This is a genomic window from Streptomyces caatingaensis, from assembly GCF_001187435.1.
GTDB classification, from domain to species: Bacteria; Actinomycetota; Actinomycetes; order Streptomycetales; family Streptomycetaceae; genus Streptomyces; species Streptomyces caatingaensis.
Genome location: NZ_LFXA01000018.1, coordinates 696417 through 714780 on the forward strand (window position 1 = coordinate 696417; position 18364 = coordinate 714780).

General features: G+C 71.6%; 4 protein-coding genes. All 4 read right to left on the minus strand.

The features are described 5' to 3' along the window. Nucleotides 1-31 precede the first annotated feature (31 nt). From AC230_RS29825 to AC230_RS29840, 4 genes are read right to left on the minus strand one after another with little or no spacing between them, the layout of a single operon-like run. A complete protein-coding gene (locus AC230_RS29825) occupies nucleotides 32-4390 on the minus strand; it encodes a non-ribosomal peptide synthetase (RefSeq protein WP_078871672.1) in 4359 nt (1452 codons plus the stop codon). Further along, nucleotides 4387-7371, minus strand: a complete 2985-nt coding sequence (locus AC230_RS29830) for a type I polyketide synthase (RefSeq protein WP_049719426.1) — start codon at nucleotides 7369-7371, stop codon at nucleotides 4387-4389. Before AC230_RS29830 ends, AC230_RS29825 begins: the two co-directional genes overlap by 4 nt. Continuing rightward, the gene (locus tag AC230_RS29835) at nucleotides 7355-13897 is read right to left on the minus strand and encodes a non-ribosomal peptide synthetase (protein WP_049719427.1); all 6543 of its coding nucleotides are present in this window, start codon (nucleotides 13895-13897) and stop codon (nucleotides 7355-7357) included. Before AC230_RS29835 ends, AC230_RS29830 begins: the two co-directional genes overlap by 17 nt. Next, complete coding sequence (locus AC230_RS29840; RefSeq protein ID WP_078871673.1) at nucleotides 13894-18207, minus strand: type I polyketide synthase; 4314 nt, start codon at nucleotides 18205-18207, stop codon at nucleotides 13894-13896. The genes AC230_RS29835 and AC230_RS29840 overlap by 4 nt, the downstream gene beginning before the upstream one ends. Between the last annotated feature and the right edge of the window lie 157 nt (nucleotides 18208-18364).

Below are 18364 nucleotides of genomic sequence, written 5' to 3' on the forward strand. Positions count from 1 at the left end.
GTTCTCACGCTTTCTCGTTGTCGGGGTGGGGTCACGCCGTCGCGGGCAGGAACCCGGTGCGGACGAAGTGGGTCAGGTAGCGGTGCATCAGGTCTGCGTCGAGGACCGGGCACCGGAGAGGGGTGGCGTCGAGCAGCGCGGCCGTGTCGCCCTGGTCGAAACGCAGGCCGCCGTCCGAGCCGGAGCCGGCTTCCAGCACACCCAGCAGCGGGTAGGCCGCGTTGTCCGTATCGGCGGCGATGGCACGGGCCCATTCGGCGAAGGTCAGCCCGGTCAGTTCGTAGCCGAAGGCACGGACGTGACCGAGTACCTCGCTCAGCGGCACCGGGTGCGGGTTGACCAGGTGGTGCACCCGTCCGATGGCCCTGGGGTCGTGGGAGAGGGCGACGACGGCGGCGCTGACGTGGTCCACCGGCACCAGGTCGGTCAGCACGCGGGCGTCGGCAGGATAGGCGCCCGCCTGGACGCAGCCCTTGATCACCCGCCACAGGTAATCGTCGGTCTGGCAGGCGCCGCTGCGGCTGTCCCCCGCGATGCGGCTGGGCCGGTGGACGGTCACCGGCAGGCCGGCCGCGGCAGCCTTGAGCACGACCTGCTCGCCCACCCACTTACTCTGGGTATATCCCTGCCGCAGTTGGCCGGCGGGTCCGGTCACATCCGTCTCGCGCGCAGCGCCGCCGTGTGCGGGTGGCGCTGCGAAGACCCCGACGGTCGAGATGTAGTGCAGCGGGGCCCGCCCCGACCGGTCGGCCAGCCGCACCAGCTCCTTGGTTCCGTCGACGTTGGCGGCCCTGAGCTGTTCATAGGGGTAGACGAGGTTGACCGAGGCGCCGCAGTGGTAGATCGCGTCCACGGTGTGCGCGAGCCGGTCGGCCTCCGGTGCGGCCAGGCCCAGCCCCGGGGCGGACAGGTCGCCGACGACCGGCCGGATACGGCGAGCGGTCTCCTCGTCCCACACTCCGTAGCGGCGCGCGGTGGCCTCGATACGCTGCCGCGCCCGGTAGCCGTCCTCGGCACGGACGAGGCAGTGGACGTCCGCATCGGTGGTGCGGATCAGCTCGCGCAGGAGGAAGGCGCCAAGGAAGCCGGTGGCGCCGGTGAGCAGCACATCGGCGGGCTTGGTCAGCACCTGCGGATCGGGGGTGCGAAAGCCGGTGAGGCCGCCGGGTGGTTGGGCCTCCGCGGCCAAGACACGGGCCAGGTCGTGTGGCAGGACTCCGGAGCCGCCCGATCGGCGGACGGCCGCGGCGATGCCCTCGACCGTGGGGATCTCGAACAGGGTGCGCAGCGGCAGTTCGGTCGACAGGTCCTCGCGCAGACGGAAGACGAGCCGGGTGGCCAGCAGCGAGTGCCCGCCCAAGTCGAAGAAGTTGTCCTGCACGCCCACCCGGTCCAGGCCGAGGACGGCCGCGAAGGCGTCGGCCACTGCGCGCTCGGTGGCGTCGCGCGGCTCGGCATAGGCGGTGGTCGCGAACGGCCGCTCACTGCCGGGTTCCGGCAACGCGGCACGGTCCACCTTGCCGTTGACGGTGAGCGGCAGGGTGTCCAGCACGACGATTCGCCAGGGAAGCATGTAGCCGGGAAGCCGCTCGGCGAGGAGGCCCCGCAGCGCCTCGCCGCTCACCTGCTGTCCGTGGTAGGTCACGTAGGCTATCAGCCGCAGGTCGCCGCCGGGGTCCCGCTGGGGCATCACCACCGCGGAGTCGACGGCCGGGTGGTCGAGCAGCTGGGACTCGATCTCGCCCGCCTCGATGCGGTAGCCGCGCACCTTGATCTGGTGGTCGGCGCGGCCCAGGTACTCGATCTCGCCCTCCGGGGTGATCCGTGCCAGGTCGCCGCTGCGGTACAGGCGCCCGCCCGGCGTAGCGCCGAAGGGGTCGGGTACGAAGCGGTCCGCGGTCAGAGCGGGCGCGCCGAAGTAGCAGCGTGCCAGCCCGGGACCACCGACGTGCAGCTCACCCGTCGTGCCGACCGGTACCGGTTGGAGGTGCCCGTCCAGGACGTACAGGGCGAGGTCGGGCATGGGGCGGCCGATGGGGCTGCGGCGCGCCGGGGTGAGGTCGTCCCTGGTCATCTCGCGCACGGTGACGTGCACCGTGGTCTCGGTGATGCCGTACATGTTGACCAGTCGTGGGGTGCGGTCGCCGTGGCGGGCGAACCACCCCTTGAGGGAGCCCGGTTCCAGTGCCTCCCCGGCGAAGATGATCCAGCGCAGAGCGAGTTCGTCCGGGGCACACCGGGCGTCGGCGGCGGAGAAGTGGACGAACGCGGACGGGGTCTGGTTCAGGACGGTGACACCTTCGGCGCGCACCAGCTCGCGATACGCCTCCGCGTCGCGGGCCGTGGCGTCGGGGACCACGACGAGCCGCCCGCCGTGCAGTAGCGCTCCCCACAGTTCCCACACGGACACGTCGAAGGCGTACGAGTGGAACAGCGGCCACACGTCGTGGTGGTCGAAGCGGTACTGCTCCCGGGTCGCGGCGAAGAGCCTGAGCACATTGGCGTGGGTGATCTGCACTCCCTTGGGAGTGCCGGTCGACCCGGAGGTGTAGATGACGTACGCCGCGTTGTCCGGGCCGAGGGGGGCGGCGGCCTGGGGTGCGGCGGGGCTCTGGGCGGGGACGTCCTGCCCATCGACCACCAGGAGGTGTCCGTCGTACTCCGGCAGGCGGTCACGCAGCGCGTCGTGGACGACGAGCACCGACGGCCGGGCATCGGAGAGGATTCGAGCCACCCGCGGCCCTGGGTAGGCCGCGTCCATGGGAACGTAGGCGGCGCCCGCTTTGAGTACCGCGAGGATGCTGACGACAGTGTCGGGACTGCGGTTCAGGTAGAGGCCCACCAAGCTCTCGGTGTCGATGCCGAGGTCGCGCAGTCGCGCCGCCAACGCGTTGGCCCTGCTGTCCAGTTCGGCGTAACTGAGGTGGTGTCCCTCGAAGGTGAGCGCGGTCGCGTCCGGTCGTCGACGTGCCTGCTCCTCGAACGTGCCGTGCAGGGTGCCCTGGACGGGGAAACATGCGCCGGACTGGCCCAGCGCGAGCAGCCGTGCGGTTTCCGTCGCGTCGATCAGCGGGAGCCGGGACAGCGGTGTGTCCGGAGCGGCGGCCGCGCCCCGCAGCAGTGTCTCGTACTGCTCCAGCAGGCGCGCTGCGGTGCCTTCTTCGAAGAGCGCGGTGTCGTACTCCAGCGTGACGGTCAGGCCCTCGGGGAGCTTGCTGACCGACATCAGCAGGTCGAACTTGGCGGTGCCGTTGTGCACGTGCAGCGGCTGGACCTCCAGGCCCGGCAGCCGCAGCCCGTCGGCGGGGGCGTTCTGCAGCACGAACATGGTCTGGAAGAGGGGGGCACGGTTGCTCTCCCGGCCGGGGCTCAGCTCCTCGACGACCTTCTCGAACGGCACGCTCTGGTGCGCGTAGGCACCCAGGGCCTTCTTGCGCACCCGGCGCAGCAGCTCGCCGAACCCGGGATCGCCGGACAGGTCGATGTGGAGCGCCACGGAATTGACGAAGAAGCCGATCAGCTTCTCCAGGTCCTCGCTGGTGCGCCCGGCGATCGGGCTGCCGACGACCACGGAACGCTGTCCGCCCCAGCGGCCCAGCAGAGCGGCGTACCCGCCGAGCAGGACCATGTACGGGGTGACACCGCCGGCCCGGGCCAGCGCCGCGACGGCATCGGCGCAGTCGTCGGGGAGGACCCGGCTGACGGTGGCGCCTCGGTATGTGGCGGTCTCCGGTCGGGTGCGGTCCGTGGGCAGTTCGAGGACCGGCAGATCCCCGGCCAGTGCGCCGCGCCAGTGAGCGAGATCATCGGCCATGTCGCCCGAGGCGAACGCCGCGCGTTGCCGGGCGGCGAAGTCCGCGTATTGCAGCGGCAGTTCGGACAGGGTGACAGCGCGTCCTTCGAGCGCCGCCGTGTAGCGCTCGCCCAGTTCCCGCATCAGCACCCCAACCGACCAGCCATCGAAGGCGATGTGGTGCACGGTCACCGCGAGGATGTGGTGGCGCTCGCCGAGCCTCGCCAGGGCGGCCCGCATCAGGGGCGCCCGGTCGAGATGGAGGGGGGTCCGGGCCTGCTCCCGCAGCCAGTCCTGGGCGGACGCCTCTGCCAGGGTGGCGTCGGGGCCGCTCAGGTCGGTGAGCGGGACAGACAGGTCGACGGCGTCGGAGACCTGCTGTACGGGATGCCCGTCCACCACGGTGACCGCGGTACGCAGCGCGTCGTGCCGGCGCAGTATGCCGCGCAGCGCGCCGGTCAGCGCGGCCACGTCCAGGTCGCCGGTCAGTCGCACGGCCAAGGGAATGTTCTGGAGTGCCGTCCCCGGGGTCAGCTGTTCCAGGAACCAGATACGTTCCTGGGAGAAGGACAGGGGGGCAGTTGGAGACGGGGTCATCGTCCCTCCGTGTGGTCCGTGGAGCTGCGGCCGGCCTCGCCGCCGAGTGCCGTAACGAGCTTGGCCATGCGCTCCAGGGACGGGTCGTCGAGCAGGTCGTCCAGCGGGACCCGGACGCAGAAGATGCGGTGGATGCGGGTGGCCAGCTGAGTGGCGAGCAGGGAGTCGCCGCCGAGGGCGAGGAAGTCGTCGCACGGGGCGATGTCCGTGACGCCGAGCAGTTCGCTCCACAGCCGGCTCATGCGCGCTGTGACTCCATCGAGGTGCGCGTCGCCGGGCGCGGGCGCCACGGCGGGGGCAGTGGCGGAGGCGGCGGCCGGCGTGGGTGAGGCGGCCTGGTCATCACCACCGAGGAGCGGCGGTTCCTCGAACGGCCGGGCCCAGTGGGTGCGCCGCTGGAAGGGGTACGTGGGCAGCGGGACGGTACGCCGTTCCTCACAGGCGGCGAATGCCGCCCAGTCCACGTCGACGCCGTGCTCCCACAGCCGGGCCACCGCGCTCAGCAGAATCCGGCCGTTGGAGCCGTTCTGCCGCGCTCCGCGGACGGTGTGGGCCGTGACCGTGCCGGGCCCCGCCACCTGGGCCGCGAACCGGCTCATGGCACGGCCGGGGCCGACCTCCAGCAGCAGCGGGTTCCCGGCGCCGGAGAGCGTGCGCAGGCCGTCGGCACAGCGCACCGGTCGACGTGCCTGCTCGGCCCAGTAACCCGGGTCGGTCGCCTGCGCGCCCGTGATCCAGGTGCCGGTGAGGCCGGACACGAAGGGGATGGCCGGCTCGCGCCGGGGCACTTGGGCCACCAGCTCTGCGAAGGGCTCGAGCATCGGGTCCAGCGCGGGGGAATGGAAGGCGTGCGACGTCTGCAGGATCCGGGTCTGCACACCGCAGGCGTCCAGTTCCCCTGCGGCGGCCGCGACCGCTTCGTGGGTACCCGACAGCACGCACTGGCGCGGGGAGTTGACCGCTGCGAGGACGAGCCCGGGCCGCTCCAGCGCCAGCGCCTCGTCCTCTCCGAGCTGCACGGCCAGCATGCCGCCCGGCGCCATCCGGGACATCATCCTGCCGCGGGCCGCCACCAGCCGCAGCGCGTCTGGCAGGTCGAAGACCCCCGCCAAGCAGGCAGCCACCCACTCTCCCAGGCTGTGACCGAGCATTCCGGCGGGACGCACCCCGAACGTGACCAGGGAGCGGGCGAGGGAGTACTCGACCGCGAACAGGGCAGGCTGCGCCAGCTCAGTCGCGGTGAGCGGGTCGGGACCGGCGCCGTCGGCCGCCCAGGTGAGCAGATCACGCAGGTCCTGGCCGATCTCCGGGTGCAGGATCCGTGCGCAGCGGCCGATCTCCTCGGCGTAGGCGGGTTCGGTGCGCAGCAGATCCACCGCCATGCCGCTGTACTGGCTGCCCTGCCCAGGGAAGAGGAAGGCCACCCCGGCCCCTTCCGTCACGGGCCGGGCCGGGGCGGTGCCGAGCGCCGCCGCCGCGTCCTGCGGGTCGTGGCAGACGACGGCCGTACGGTGGCCGAAGGCGCGCCGCCCGCGCTGCAGTGTGTGCGCGATGTCGGGGAGATCGGACGCGGTCGTACCGTGCAGTGCGGTCACCAGCTGCCGACGGGCCTGTTCCAGGGCTTCGGGGGTACGGGCCGACACCGGAAGCACCTGGTACTCGCGCACCCGGCGGTCGTCAGCCCGGTCGCGTGCCGGGGGCTCCTCCAGCACGACGTGGACGTTGGTGCCGCCGACCCCGAAGGAGCTGACACCGGCCCGGCGCGGTCCGTCTCGGCGTGGCCACGGCCGGGCGTCGGCGTTGACCGCGAAGGGGCTGTCGGACGCGGCCCGCGGGTTGGGGGTGCGGTAGTGCACGGTGGGCGGCACCTGGCCGTGCCGGACGGCCAGTACGGCCTTGATGAGTCCGATCACGCCGGAAGCCGCGTTCAGGTGGCCGAGGTTGGATTTGACCGACCCCACCAGCACGGACCCGCGGGGGGCTCCCGCGGCGCGGAACACCTCGTCCAGGGCGGCGAGTTCGATGGGATCGCCGACTGGTGTGCCCGTTCCGTGCGCTTCGACGTAGCCGACGGTTTCGGGCCCGACGCCTGCGACTCGGTACGCCTCGGCGATCACTTCGGCCTGGCCGTCGACGCTCGGGGCGGTGTAACCGACCCGGCGCGCACCGTCGTTGTTGACCGCCGCGCCGAGGATGACGGCGTGCACCGTGTCCCCGTCCGCGAGGGCGTCCTCCAGGCGTTTGAGAGCGATGACCCCGACACCGCTGCCGAAGACCGTGCCCCGGGCGTCGGCGTCGAAGGGCCGGCAGTGGCCGTCGGGGGACAGGATCCCGCCGTCCTCGTGGACGTAGCCCCAGTCCTCCGGCAGCTTCAGGGCGGCACCCCCGGCCAGGGCCATGTCACATTGGAAGTCCAGCAGAGACTGGCATGCCTGGGCCACCGCCACCAAGGAGGTGGAGCACGCGGTCTGCACGGACATCGCCGGGCCGGTCAGCCCCAGCCGGTAGGCCGTGCGGGTCGCCAGGTAGTCCTTGTCATTGCCGTGCAGGAGCGCCGCGGGGTACTCCCGCAGCAGGTTCGAACGCCGGTAGTGCGGCAGCACGTTCAGCGCCAGATAAGTGTTTACGCCACAGCCGCCCCACACGCCGATCCTGCCGTCGTAGCGCGCGGGGTCGCATCCGGCGTGCTCCAGCGCCGTCCAGCAGTGTTCGAGGAACAGCCGGTGCTGGGGGTCGGTCAGCTCGGCCTCGCGCGGCGTCATCCCGAAGAACTCCGCGTCGAAGTCTCCGGGGCCTTCCAGCGGTGCCGCGGCGGGGACGTAGCCGTCCGGCTCGTCCCCCGTGACGGAGAGCCGCACGATCGACTCGCGTCCGGCCAGGAGGTTGTCCCACAGTCCGTCGGCGTCCTGGGCGCCCGGCACCCGGCAGGCCAGTCCGACCACCGCGATGCGGTCGGGTCCATCATCAGGCGTGGTGTCCACCGCTGTGCTCCTCTCTCAGACGGCGGCGCCGCTGCGCCCGTCGGTCGTTGCGGTACGCGGCCTTCTCGGCCGCGTCGTGTGCCCGCCGGGCGGTGTCCTGTTCGTCGTCGCCGAGCGCTTTGGCCAGCGCGGCGACCGTGGGGTGGCGGAAGAGTTCGACGACGGTGAGCGTGCGTCTCAGTTCGCCTTCCAGGAGTGCCTGCAGGCGTACGACAAGCAGGGAATGGCCTCCGAGGTCGAAGAAGTTGTCCTCGCGTCCCACGTGGTCGATCTGCAGCAGGCCGCGCCACAGTTCCGCCAGCCGCTGCTCCAGGCCCGGCGTCGGCGCGGTGCCCGGTGCCGTGACCCGGTCGGTCCGGTCAGCCCGCAGGTCCCGCAGCGCGCGCTCGTCGACCTTGCCGTTGGGTGTCAGTGGCAGGCCGTCGATGACACTGACGGTCGTGGGGACGAGGTACTCCGGAAGGCGCTGTGCCGCGTAGGCCCGTATCACGCCCGCGTCGAGGCCGGGGGCGTCGTCGCCTCCGGCGACGACGTAGGCGTGCAGTACGGTCTCGCCGCCGGAGTCGGTTCCGGCCAGGATCCGGACATCGCCGACTCCGGGGTGCGTGCGCAGCACGGCCTCCGCCTCGGCCGGCTCCACGCGGTAACCGCGCACCTTGAACTGACGGTCGGCACGGCCCGCGAACATCACGGTGCCGTCCGCCCGCAGCCGGCCCAGATCGCCGGTGCGGTAGAGACGCTCGCCCGGACCGGTGTGCCGACCGGTGGTGAAGGCACGCGCGGTGGCCTCTTGGTCGTCCAGGTAGCCGTCGGCCAGGTGTGTGCTGCGTACCGCGATCTCGCCCAGCTCGCCCACGGCGGCCCGCTCCGTGCCGCGCAGCACGAGGAGTTCGCTGCCGTCGATGCCGCGGCCCAGCGGCTGCTGTCCTGCGGGGTGGTCGCCCACGATGTGGTAGGCGTGCGCCTGCGGGGTCTCGGTGGTTCCGTAGAAATTGACGACGGTGACGCCCGGCGCGAGCCTGCGCATCACCTGTACCTCGTGTGCGGTCAGCACGTCGCCGCCGAAGAACGCGTAGCGCAATGCCGGCAAGCAGCCCTTGGGCAGGCCCGCGAGGAAACGCACCATGGGCGGCGTCAGGTGAAGCACCGTCACCTCGTTGTCCGCCAGCCAGGCGGCCAGGGTTTCCGGAGCTGCGAGTTGCTCCGGGGAGGGAATCCCGACCGGGGCACCGAGGGCCAGCGGCACGAACAGATCGCGCAGCAGCGGGTCGTGGCTGAGGCCGGAGGTGAGCGCGAAGCGGTCCTGCGGTCCGACCGCGAAGGTCCGGGCGTACCAGTCCACGAAGTGGGCCAGCGGGCCATGGGGGCCCACGACTGCCTTGGGCACTCCGGTCGAGCCTGAGGTGAAGGCAATGTAGGCGGTGTCCTCAGGCCGGGCGGACGGGTCGGCGAACGCCTCGGCGCTGGCGGCGGGCACCGTGCCGTCGCTCTCGATGTGCAGTACGGTCGCCGGACGCGGTCCGGGAACCTCGGGTGCGTCCCCATTGCCGCCGACCTCCACCCAGACGCGGGCGGCCACCTTCCGAGCGGTGACCGACTGGCGGGCGGCCGGGTGACTACGGTCCAGGACCGCGAAGGCGGCCCCGACCCGCAGGGTGCCCAGGAGTGCCACGGCGAGCCCCGCGCAGCGTGCGCTGCGGACGGCGACCCGGTCACCCCGGCTGACGCCGGCGGCCTGCAGCCGCTCGGCCAGCGCTGCCGAGCGGCGTTCCAACTCCGCGTAGCTCAGGCTGCCTGCGGAGTGCAGCAGTGCGACGGAGTCCGGGGTGCGCCGCGCGGCCCGGAGGAACTTCTCGTGTACGGCACCCGACCAGGGCACGGCTACAGGCAGGGCGGGCGTTTCCGCGGCGGGCCGGGTAGATCCGGCGGGCAGGCCATCGGCCCGCAATGTCTCGATCGGCCGGTCCGGGTCCGCCACGGCCTGAACGAGCAGCGCGCACAGCTGATCGAGGAGGGCTCGCATGGAGTCGTCCGCGAACAGGTCCGCTGAATAGACCAGTTCGAGGTCGATGCGGCCGTCCCGGGGCTTGGCGTACAGGGTCAGGTCGAACTTGGAGGTGGTGTCCCGGGCTTCGACCAGCCGGGTGCGCAGGCCGGGGAGTTCGGCCTCGAAGTCGTCCAGGTTGTGCATGTTGAACATGACCTGGAACACCGGGGTGCGGGACATGTCACGTCGCGGGGCGAGGCGCTCCACCAGTTCCTCGAACGGCACGTCCTGGTGGGCGTCGGCGTCCAGCGCGGTGCGCCGCACCCGTGCGAGCAGCTCGGTGAAGCTCGGCGCCCCCGAGATGTCGGTCCGGATGACGACCGTGTTGACGAACAGCCCTATGGTGTCTTCCACTTCGCGGCGCACTCGCCCCGCGACCGGCATGCCGACAAGGACCTCCTGCTGGCCCGACCAGCGGGAGAGCAGGAGGTTGAAGGCCGCCAGCAGAACCATCGACGGGGTGGCGCCGTGGCGCGTCGCCAGCTCGGTGAGGGCTGCGGTCAGCTCGGTGCCCAGGCTGTGTGCGGCGCTTCCGGCCGTCCGCCCGGAGAGTTCACCGCGCGGGAAGTCCGTGGGCAGTTCCAGGGCGGGCGGGCTGCCGGCGAGCCGGCGCTGCCAGTGGGCGAGCGCAGCCGCTGCCTCGGGCGCGCTGTGGCGTTGTCGTTGCCATACGGTGAAGTCGGCGTACTGAACACCCGGCTCCGGCAGCGGTGAGGGGCGTCCTGCCGCGAACGCGGCGTACAGGGCCCCGAGTTCGCGCAGCAGGATGCGCATGGACCAGCCGTCCGACACGATGTGGTGCAGGGCCAGCAGCAACACGTGGCGGGTGGCGCCGAGTCTGACAAGGGCGGCTCGCATCGGGGCGCGAGTCAGGTCGAACGGTTCCGCGGCGAAGGCGGCGGAGCGCTTCGCCAGCTCCTGTGCGTCGGTGAGTTCGCTCAGTGGCATCACGTCGTCCGGCACAGGCGCGACCACCTGGCGGGGCTCGCCCGCTGTGGCGGTGAACACCGTGCGCAGCGCCTCGTGTCTACGCACCACCTCGGTCATGGCGGTGCGGAGTGCCGTGACGTCCAGTTCGCCGTGCAGGTGCAGCTCTCCGGCCACGTGGTAGGCGGGGTCACCCGGCTGCAGCTGTTCGAGGAACCACAGCCTGCGCTGGGCGAAGGAGAGTTCCGTTCCGCGCTCGTCGCGCGGCGCGGCTTCGATGGCGCCGCCGGGTCCCTCGCTGCGCCCGTCGCCGTCGAGCGCGGCCACTTGGTGCTGCACCCGCTCCGCGAGACTTTCGATGGTTCGCGCCTCGAACAGTTCGCGCAGCGGCAGCTCGACACCGAGGACGTCCCGCAGCCGGGCCGCAACACGTGTGGCGAGCAGGGAGTGCCCGCCCAGTTCGAAGAAGTTTTCCCGGATGCCGACCCGTTGCACGCCCAGGACCTCGCTCCAGATCTCCGCGATGTCCCGTTCCACCGGCGTGCGGGGTTCTCCGCCGGCCAGCGTTTCCGCGGCGCGCTCCAGATCCGGCTCGGGGAGCCGCTCGCGGTCCAGCTTGCCGTTGGGGTTGAGGGGAAAACGGTCCAGTACGACGACGAAGGCGGGCACCATGGCAGCCGGCAGGGTCTCGGCGACATACGTCCGCAGTGCGGCGCCGTCCACGGTGTGCGCTATTCCTTCGCGCAGGGTGACGTAGCCCACCAAGTGGAGGTCGCCGGCCCGGGAGGGACGAGCGAGAACCACGGCACGGCGTACGGCCGGATGGTCGGCCAGCACGGTTTCGACCTCGCTCGGCTCGATACGTACACCACGGATCTTGACCTGGTGATCGTTGCGGCCCAGGTAGTGCAGGACGCCGCTGCCGTCCCAGCGCACCCGGTCGCCCGACCGGTAGAGCCGTTGGCCCGGCTCGGTGGAGAACGGGTCGGGCACAAAGCGGTCGGCGGTGATGTCGGGACGGCTCTGGTAGCCACGGCCGACGCCCAGACCGCCGATGTAGAGTTCGCCGACCGCGCCGATGGGCACGGGCTGCAGGTTCTCGTCGAGGACGTGCAGTTCCGTTCCCGGCACCGTGCGTCCGATCGGTGGGGTGCTGCCATCGGCCACCAGAGGCGCCATGGTCGTGCAGAACACCGAGATCTCCGTGGGGCCATACGCGTTGACCATGCGTCGGCCGTCCCGGGCCCAGCGCTCCACCAGAGCCGCCGAGCACGGCTCGCTGGCCGAGGTGACCTCGGTGACGGAGGGGAGGTCCGACGGGTCGAGGGTGGAAAGGACACCGGCGGTGAGATTGAGTGTGGTGATCCGGTCCCGGGCCACCAGGCCGATCAGTGGCGGCCCGGGGCGCAGTTCTTCGCGCGTGGCCAAGTGCAGCGAACCGCCGGTGGTCAGGGCGAGCATCCACTCCCACGTGAAGTAGTCGAAACTGATCGACGCGAACTGCAGGACCCGCCGGCCCGGTCGGGGCGGCAGCGCCTCGCGATGCACCAGGTCGAGGTTGACCAGTCCCTGATGCGTGATCATGGCGCCCTTGGGCCGTCCGGTGGTGCCGGAGGTATAGATCACGTACGCGAGGTCGTCCGGGCCGGCCGCGGGACCGGTGAGCCGTCCGCCGGAGGCGGGGCGCAGCTCGTCCAGGAACACCACGGGAAGGTCGGTGGGCGGCAGCTGTCCGGCATGCCGTCGCAGCGTGAGCAGCAGCGCAGCCTGGCAGTTGTCGAGCATGTACGTCAGGCGGTCGTGCGGGTAGGCCGGATCGAGCGGTACGTAGGCGCCACCGGCCAAGAGCACCGCCAGCATGCCGACGATCAGTTCCAGGGAGCCTTCCGCGCTGAGGCCGACGCGCACGTCGGGCCCCACGCCCCGTGACTGGAGCTCGGCGGCCAGGTCGGTGGCGCGTCGCACGAGCTCGCGGTAGGTCAGCGAACGGTCGGCGTGGACGACGGCGAGGGCGTCGGGCGTGCGCTCGGCCTGTTCGAGAACCAGGTGGTGGGCGCAGCGGTCGCTGCTCTTGGCGCCCTCCGCAAGCCGGTTCCACTGCTGGAGCAGCTGCTGATCGGTGTCCGGGACGGCACGGAGCAATGCGTGGTCCCGTCCGGGAAAGGCCAGGCACTCCGCCGTCAGGGATGCGAAGGACTCGGCCAGTCGCTTCGCGGTGCTCGGGTCGAACAGGTCGGTGGCGTACCGCAGGGAGCAGCACAGGTCACCGTCGACCTCCTCGATGAAGAGTGAGAGGTCGTGTTCCGTGCCCTGCACGCTCAGCCCGTACGGCCGCAGCGTGAGGTCGCCCAGCTCCAAGTGTGCGTCGGTGAACCCCGTGCCGAAGAGCGACAGGCCGCTCTGCGCGGACCACGAGGCGGATTCGTAGTAGAACGCCACGTTGAACAAGGGGGAACCGCCGCCCCGGCGGTGGCCGGAGAGCCGCTCGGCCACCAGCGGGAAGGGGTGGTCCTGGTGCTCCAGCGCGCCCAGTGCGTTCTCGCGCACCTCGTCGACGAGTTGGTCGAAGCTCTGCTGTCGGCCGATGTACGTGCGCAGCACGGTGAGGTTGGAGAAGTACCCCATCACGTCCTGAAACGCGGCCCGGCTGCGGCCCGAGGACACCGAGCCGACGCACACGTCGTCCTGCCCGGTCCAGCGGTGCATCAGCAGTTGGAAGGCCGCCAGCAGCACGACATAGGGCGTGGTACGGCGCTCTGTGGCCAGCGCCCTGGCCCGGCCGGTCATTTCCGGGCCCAGCCGGAAGGTGTGCACGGCGCCCAGGTGACTGGGCACGGCCGGGCGGGGACGGTCGGTGGGCAGGTCCAGCACCGGCACTGCGCCCGCGAGCCGGTCCGCCCAGTACGCCGCGTCCGCCGCGCCCTTCTCTCCCCGAAGCGTCTCAGCCTGCCAGCGCACATAGTCCAGGTAGCCCTGCCCAGAACGGGCGAGTTCGGCCTGCCGCCCGGCGGCCGCCGCCGGGTAGCAGCGTTTGAGGTCGTCCATGAACAGGCCGAAGGACCACAGGTCCATGGCCACGTGGTGGGCCGACAGCAGCAGGAGGTTCTCGTCGGCGCGGCGAATCGTGCGCACGCGCAGCAGCGGGCCACCGGCCAGGTCGAAGGGGCGGGTGCAGAACTGCGTGACGGCGGCGTCGACTTCTTCGGCGGTCAGGCCCGTCATGTCCGAGGCGCCGAATTCCAGGGAGCCCTGCTGGGAGATCCGCTGGCTCACCTCTCCGTTGATCTCTATCAGTGTGGTCCGGAGCCCGGCGTGGTGTTCGACGATCTGCTGCAGGGCGGTGCGCAGCGCCCCGTTGTCCAGCGGGCCCTCAACCCGTGCGGCGAAGCTGAGGTTGTAGGCCGGGCTGTCCGGGTGGAGCTGGTGGAAGGTCCACAGCGCCTGTTGGCCCTGGGACGCGGGCTGCGGCTCGGCGGAGCGTCGGGCTCGGTCGCGCAGCAGCGCGCGCAGCGCTTCACGGCGCCGGTCCGGTGATATGTGCTCGGTCGTCATGACTGTTCCGCTGCCGGCTCCGAGAGCTGCTGAAGCAGCGAATCCACCTCCTCCTCGGATAATTCGTCCAAGTCGGCCAGAAGCCGTTCGATGTCCCGGGGGTCCGCCAGCTCGGCCGGGCCGGATGCCGCGGTCCCGTTCCGCTCGCTCTCCGCGTCGGCCTGCAAAGCGTCGGCCAGCTCGGCGGCGATGTCGGCCGCCGTGGCGCCGCGCAGGAAGCGGACGACGGGCACCTCGATCCGCAGTGAGGCTTCGAGCCGGCGGTGCAGTTCCAGGCCCATGATCGAGTCCAGTCCCAGCGCGTTCATCGGCATCGCCGGGTCGACCGTGGAGACGGGCGCGCGCAGTACCCGGGCCGTCTCCTTGCACAGGTAGTCGGTCAGCAGAGCGGCCCGCTCCGCGGAACCGGCAGCGAGCAGGCCGTCCAGCGGCCCGCCGACCGCAGTGGGCACGGCGTCGTCCGGGTGGCGCAGTTCGGCAGCCGAGGCTGACTCGGCATCGCTGAGCCGAGACAGGCTCATGCGCTCGACGCGGCCCAGTTCCCTCCCCTCGGCGTCGAGGAGGCGTACCTGGAGCAGCCGTTCGTCACCGTCGGCGGCGGCGTCCAGAGCGACCACATGAGCCCAGGCCCGCGCGGCCCGTCCCGTGCCGCCGACCGCGCAGGCGCCCTCCAGCCCGGCGAGCAGCCGCGGGTGCCTGCTCTCGTCCTCCAGATGTGCCGTCGCGGTGGCCGCCAGCATCATGCCGCGGAGCACCGTGTGCCGCTTCCAGGCGGCTGCCTCGAACTCGTACAGCGCCTCACCTGGCTTGTGATGGACCGAGGTGACCCGCTCGGCCCCTGCGATGGCCAGCCCGGTCGCGGCGAGGGCGGTGTGCAGCGCTGCGCCGCTCATGTCCTTTGTGAAGCGTTCGAGAAGCTCCGTGGGACGGTGTGCACGCCGGGGCGTGGTGGTGGCCGGGCACCGGACGCTGACGGTCGCCGTGGCGTGCAGCGCCCACGTGTCGTCGGAGGTCTCGCGGGTGTGCAGGGTGATCCGTGCCCCGCTGTCCCCGTCCGGTGTCAGTGCCAGTTGGGTCGTGACCGCACGCCCCACCCGGTCCGCGCCGTCGGCCGGCCGCACGTCGACGCTGAAGTCCTCGTCAGGGAGCACGAGGGCGGCGGCGTCGAGTGCTGCGGCAGTGAGGGTGTCCGCCAAGTGCAGCGGCACACCGTCCAGCCGATGGCGGTCCGAGGGCGAGTGGCCGTAGTGCGGCGCGTCGGGGGCAAGGGCGCCTTCCCAGTAGTGCGCATTGCCCGCCGCGACGCTGAGCCGTCGGCCGAGCAGCCCGTCGGGTGCAGCCTGGGCAGCGGTGGCCGCCTCGGGGGCCACCGAGGTGCGGTCGCCGAAGCGCTCCCGCCGCCACTGCCGCGCCGGAAGCCGGATGATCCCGGCGCTCCGCGGGTTCACGGCGGCGAAGTTGAGGTCGGTGCCCTGCTCGTACAGCGCTGCCGCCGTGTGAAGCAGCGCGGGGCGCTCCGCCGCATCACGCCGCAGCGTGGGGACGGCCACGACGTCCGCACCGGCGTGCGTGGCGGTCTCCAGGACAGCGGGGGTCAGCGTGGGATGCGCGCCGATCTCGACGAAGGTATGGCAGCCGCTGTCGATCAGATGCCGGACGGCCTGGGTGAACCGGACGGGCTCCCTCAGGTTTCTGCCCCAGTAGACGCCGTCCAGTGCGCTTCCCGTGACCGGACCGCCGGTCACCGTCGAGACCAGGTCGACGGCGGCCTCCTGGGGTACCAGGTCACGTACGAGGTCGGCCATCCGGTCGCGCAGTGGCTCGACGTGGCGGCTGTGGAACGCGGTGGTACCCGGCAGTACGCGGGCGAAGGCGCCGTCGGCGGCGGCCTGTGCGACAAGCTTCTCGACCACCGCGCCGGGCCCGGCGACCAGAGTGGTGCGAGGAGCGTTCCACGCCGCAATGTCGATCGCGTCTCCCACCCCGCTGGTCAGACGCCGCACGTCGTCGGCGGCAAGCCCGAGGAGCGCCGTACGGCCGCTGTCGACCGCTTCGCGCATGAGCTCGCCGCGGGTGACGGCCAGGAACAGCGCCTCCTCGATGCTCAACGCACCGGTTGCAGCTGCTGCCGCGACCTCACCGAGGCTGTGCCCGACGCAGTGGTCCGGCCGGATGCCCCAGCCTTCGAGGACCTTCGCCACTGCCAACTGGACCGATACGAGAACCGGTTGCAACACGCCGGGATCGTCGAGTCCGGCCGCTTCCCCGTCGGAGGCGAGTCGGTCCAGCAGCGACCAGCCGGTGAGCTTGCCGAGGATCTCGTCGCATTCCTCCAGCAGCCGCGCGGCCACCGGCTCGTCCTCAAGCAGTCCCCGGCCCATTCCGGGCCACTGGTTGCCCTGGCCGGAGAAGACGAAGGCGACCCGGCCACGCCCCGCGGCAGCCGACTGGTCGAGCGGCTCCTGGCCGATCCCGACCAGCAACTCGTCGGCCTGCGCGGCGGATGCGACCACCAAGGCGCGGCGGTGGCGGTAGTGGGTGCGCCGGGTGCCGGCGCAGTACGCCGTCGCGGCCATCCGCTCGGGGTGGCGTTGGATCACCGACCGGTAGGCATCCGCCTGGGCGGCGAGCCCCGCCGGGTCGGGAGCGGAAACGGGCAGCAGCACCGTCGCGCCCAGGGCCGCGTCCCCGACGTCGCCGTCCGTGGCATGGCTGCGGGGCGGTTCCCCGAGCACGACGTGCGCGTTCGTCCCCCCGAAGCCGAAGGAGCTGACACCGGCAACGGCCTCCTCGCATCCCTCCGGCCAGGGCATCGCCCGGTCGGCCACACGCAGACCGAGTCCCTCGAAGTCGATCCCGGGATTCGGTGCCCGGAAACCGGCGGTGGGGACGATTGTCCGGCGCTGTACGCACAGCGCTGCCTTCACCAGGCCGGTGACACCTGCCGCCGCCTCCAAGTGGCCGAGGTTGCTCTTCACCGAGCCGATGAAGCAAGGCCGGTCGGCCGATCGGCCTGCGCCCAGTGTCCGGCCGATCGCCCGTGCCTCGATGGGATCGCCGAGCGGCGTCCCGGTTCCGTGCGCCTCGATGTAGCCGACGATGCCGGGCGCGATCCCGGCATGCCGGTACGCACCGGTGAGCAGGCGTTCTTGCGCCGCACCGTTGGGAGCCGTAAGTCCGTTGCTGCGCCCGTCCTGGTTCACCGCGGTGCTTTTGATCACGGCGTAGACGGGGTCGCCGGCCGCGAGCGCGCGCTCCAGCGGCTTGAGGACGACAACGGCGCAGCCCTCGCCGCGCCCGTATCCGTCGGCAGCCGCGTCGAATGTCTTGCACCGTCCGTCGGGTGCGAGGAAACCGGCGCGCTCGAATGCCGCGCCGACCGCACCGTCAAGGATGACGTTCACGCCCGCCGCCAGCGCCAGCTCCGCCTCTCCCGTCCACAGGCTGTGGCATGCGAGGTGGACCGCGACCAGCGACGACGAGCAGGCGGTGTCCACGGACATGCTCGGGCCGCTGAAGTCGAAGGTGTACGAGAGCCGGTTGGCCGCGATGCTCAGTGCGCTGCCGGTGCCGATATGCAGGTCCGCGTCGGGCGAACCGAAGCGGAGCCGCCCGTGGTCGTAGCCGGAAATGCCCACGAAGACACCGGTGGCGCTGCCGGCCAGGTCGCCGGGGACCTCGCCGGCGTCCTCCAGCGCTTCCCAGGCCGTCTCCAGCAGCAGACGCTGCTGCGGGTCCATGCTGACGGCTTCGCGCGGCGAGATTCCGAAGAAGGAGGCGTCGAAGGAGTCGACGTCCTCCAGGAAGGCGCCCGGGATCCTGGTGACACCGTCGCCCGTGTGCAACTCCAGGCCGTCGGCCGTGGTCCGGCCTTCCATCAGCAGTTGCCACAGCTGTTCGGGGCTGGTGGCCCCGGGCAGACGACAGCCGATTCCGGTGATCGCTATGGGGGACTGTCCGGCCCGCCGGCCGTTCATGGCATCCGCCGTGCCTACGTGCGCGGGCGCATCCCGGTACCCGCCCGGCCGGGGGTGACCACGCAGCCGCTCCACGACCTTCGCAAGAGTGGGCGCCTCCCAGAACAGGCTGGCGGGCACCTCACCGCCAGTCCACTGCCCGAGCGCTTCGCTCAGGGTGACCGCGTGGAAGGAGGTGAGGCCCAGTTCCGAGAGGGGGGCGTCGGGGTCCACCGATGAGGTCGGGATGTCCAACAGTTCGCCCACCCGATGTCGGAGACGCGCTGCCAGATCGGTCGGGTCGGTCAGCTTCTCGGATGCGCGTTGAGATTGATCGGCTTGTCTGCCATACATGGACGCTCCGTCGGACAGAGTCCGTTGTTCGGGGTCACGGAAGTTCAGGCCGGAGCCACAGGGCGCAGTGCCGCCCTCCGGCCGGGTGGACGCCCCGCGGCAGGACGGTCTCCTGCCGCGGTACGCCGCCGGGATGCGGGCCCCGTACTGTTACGAG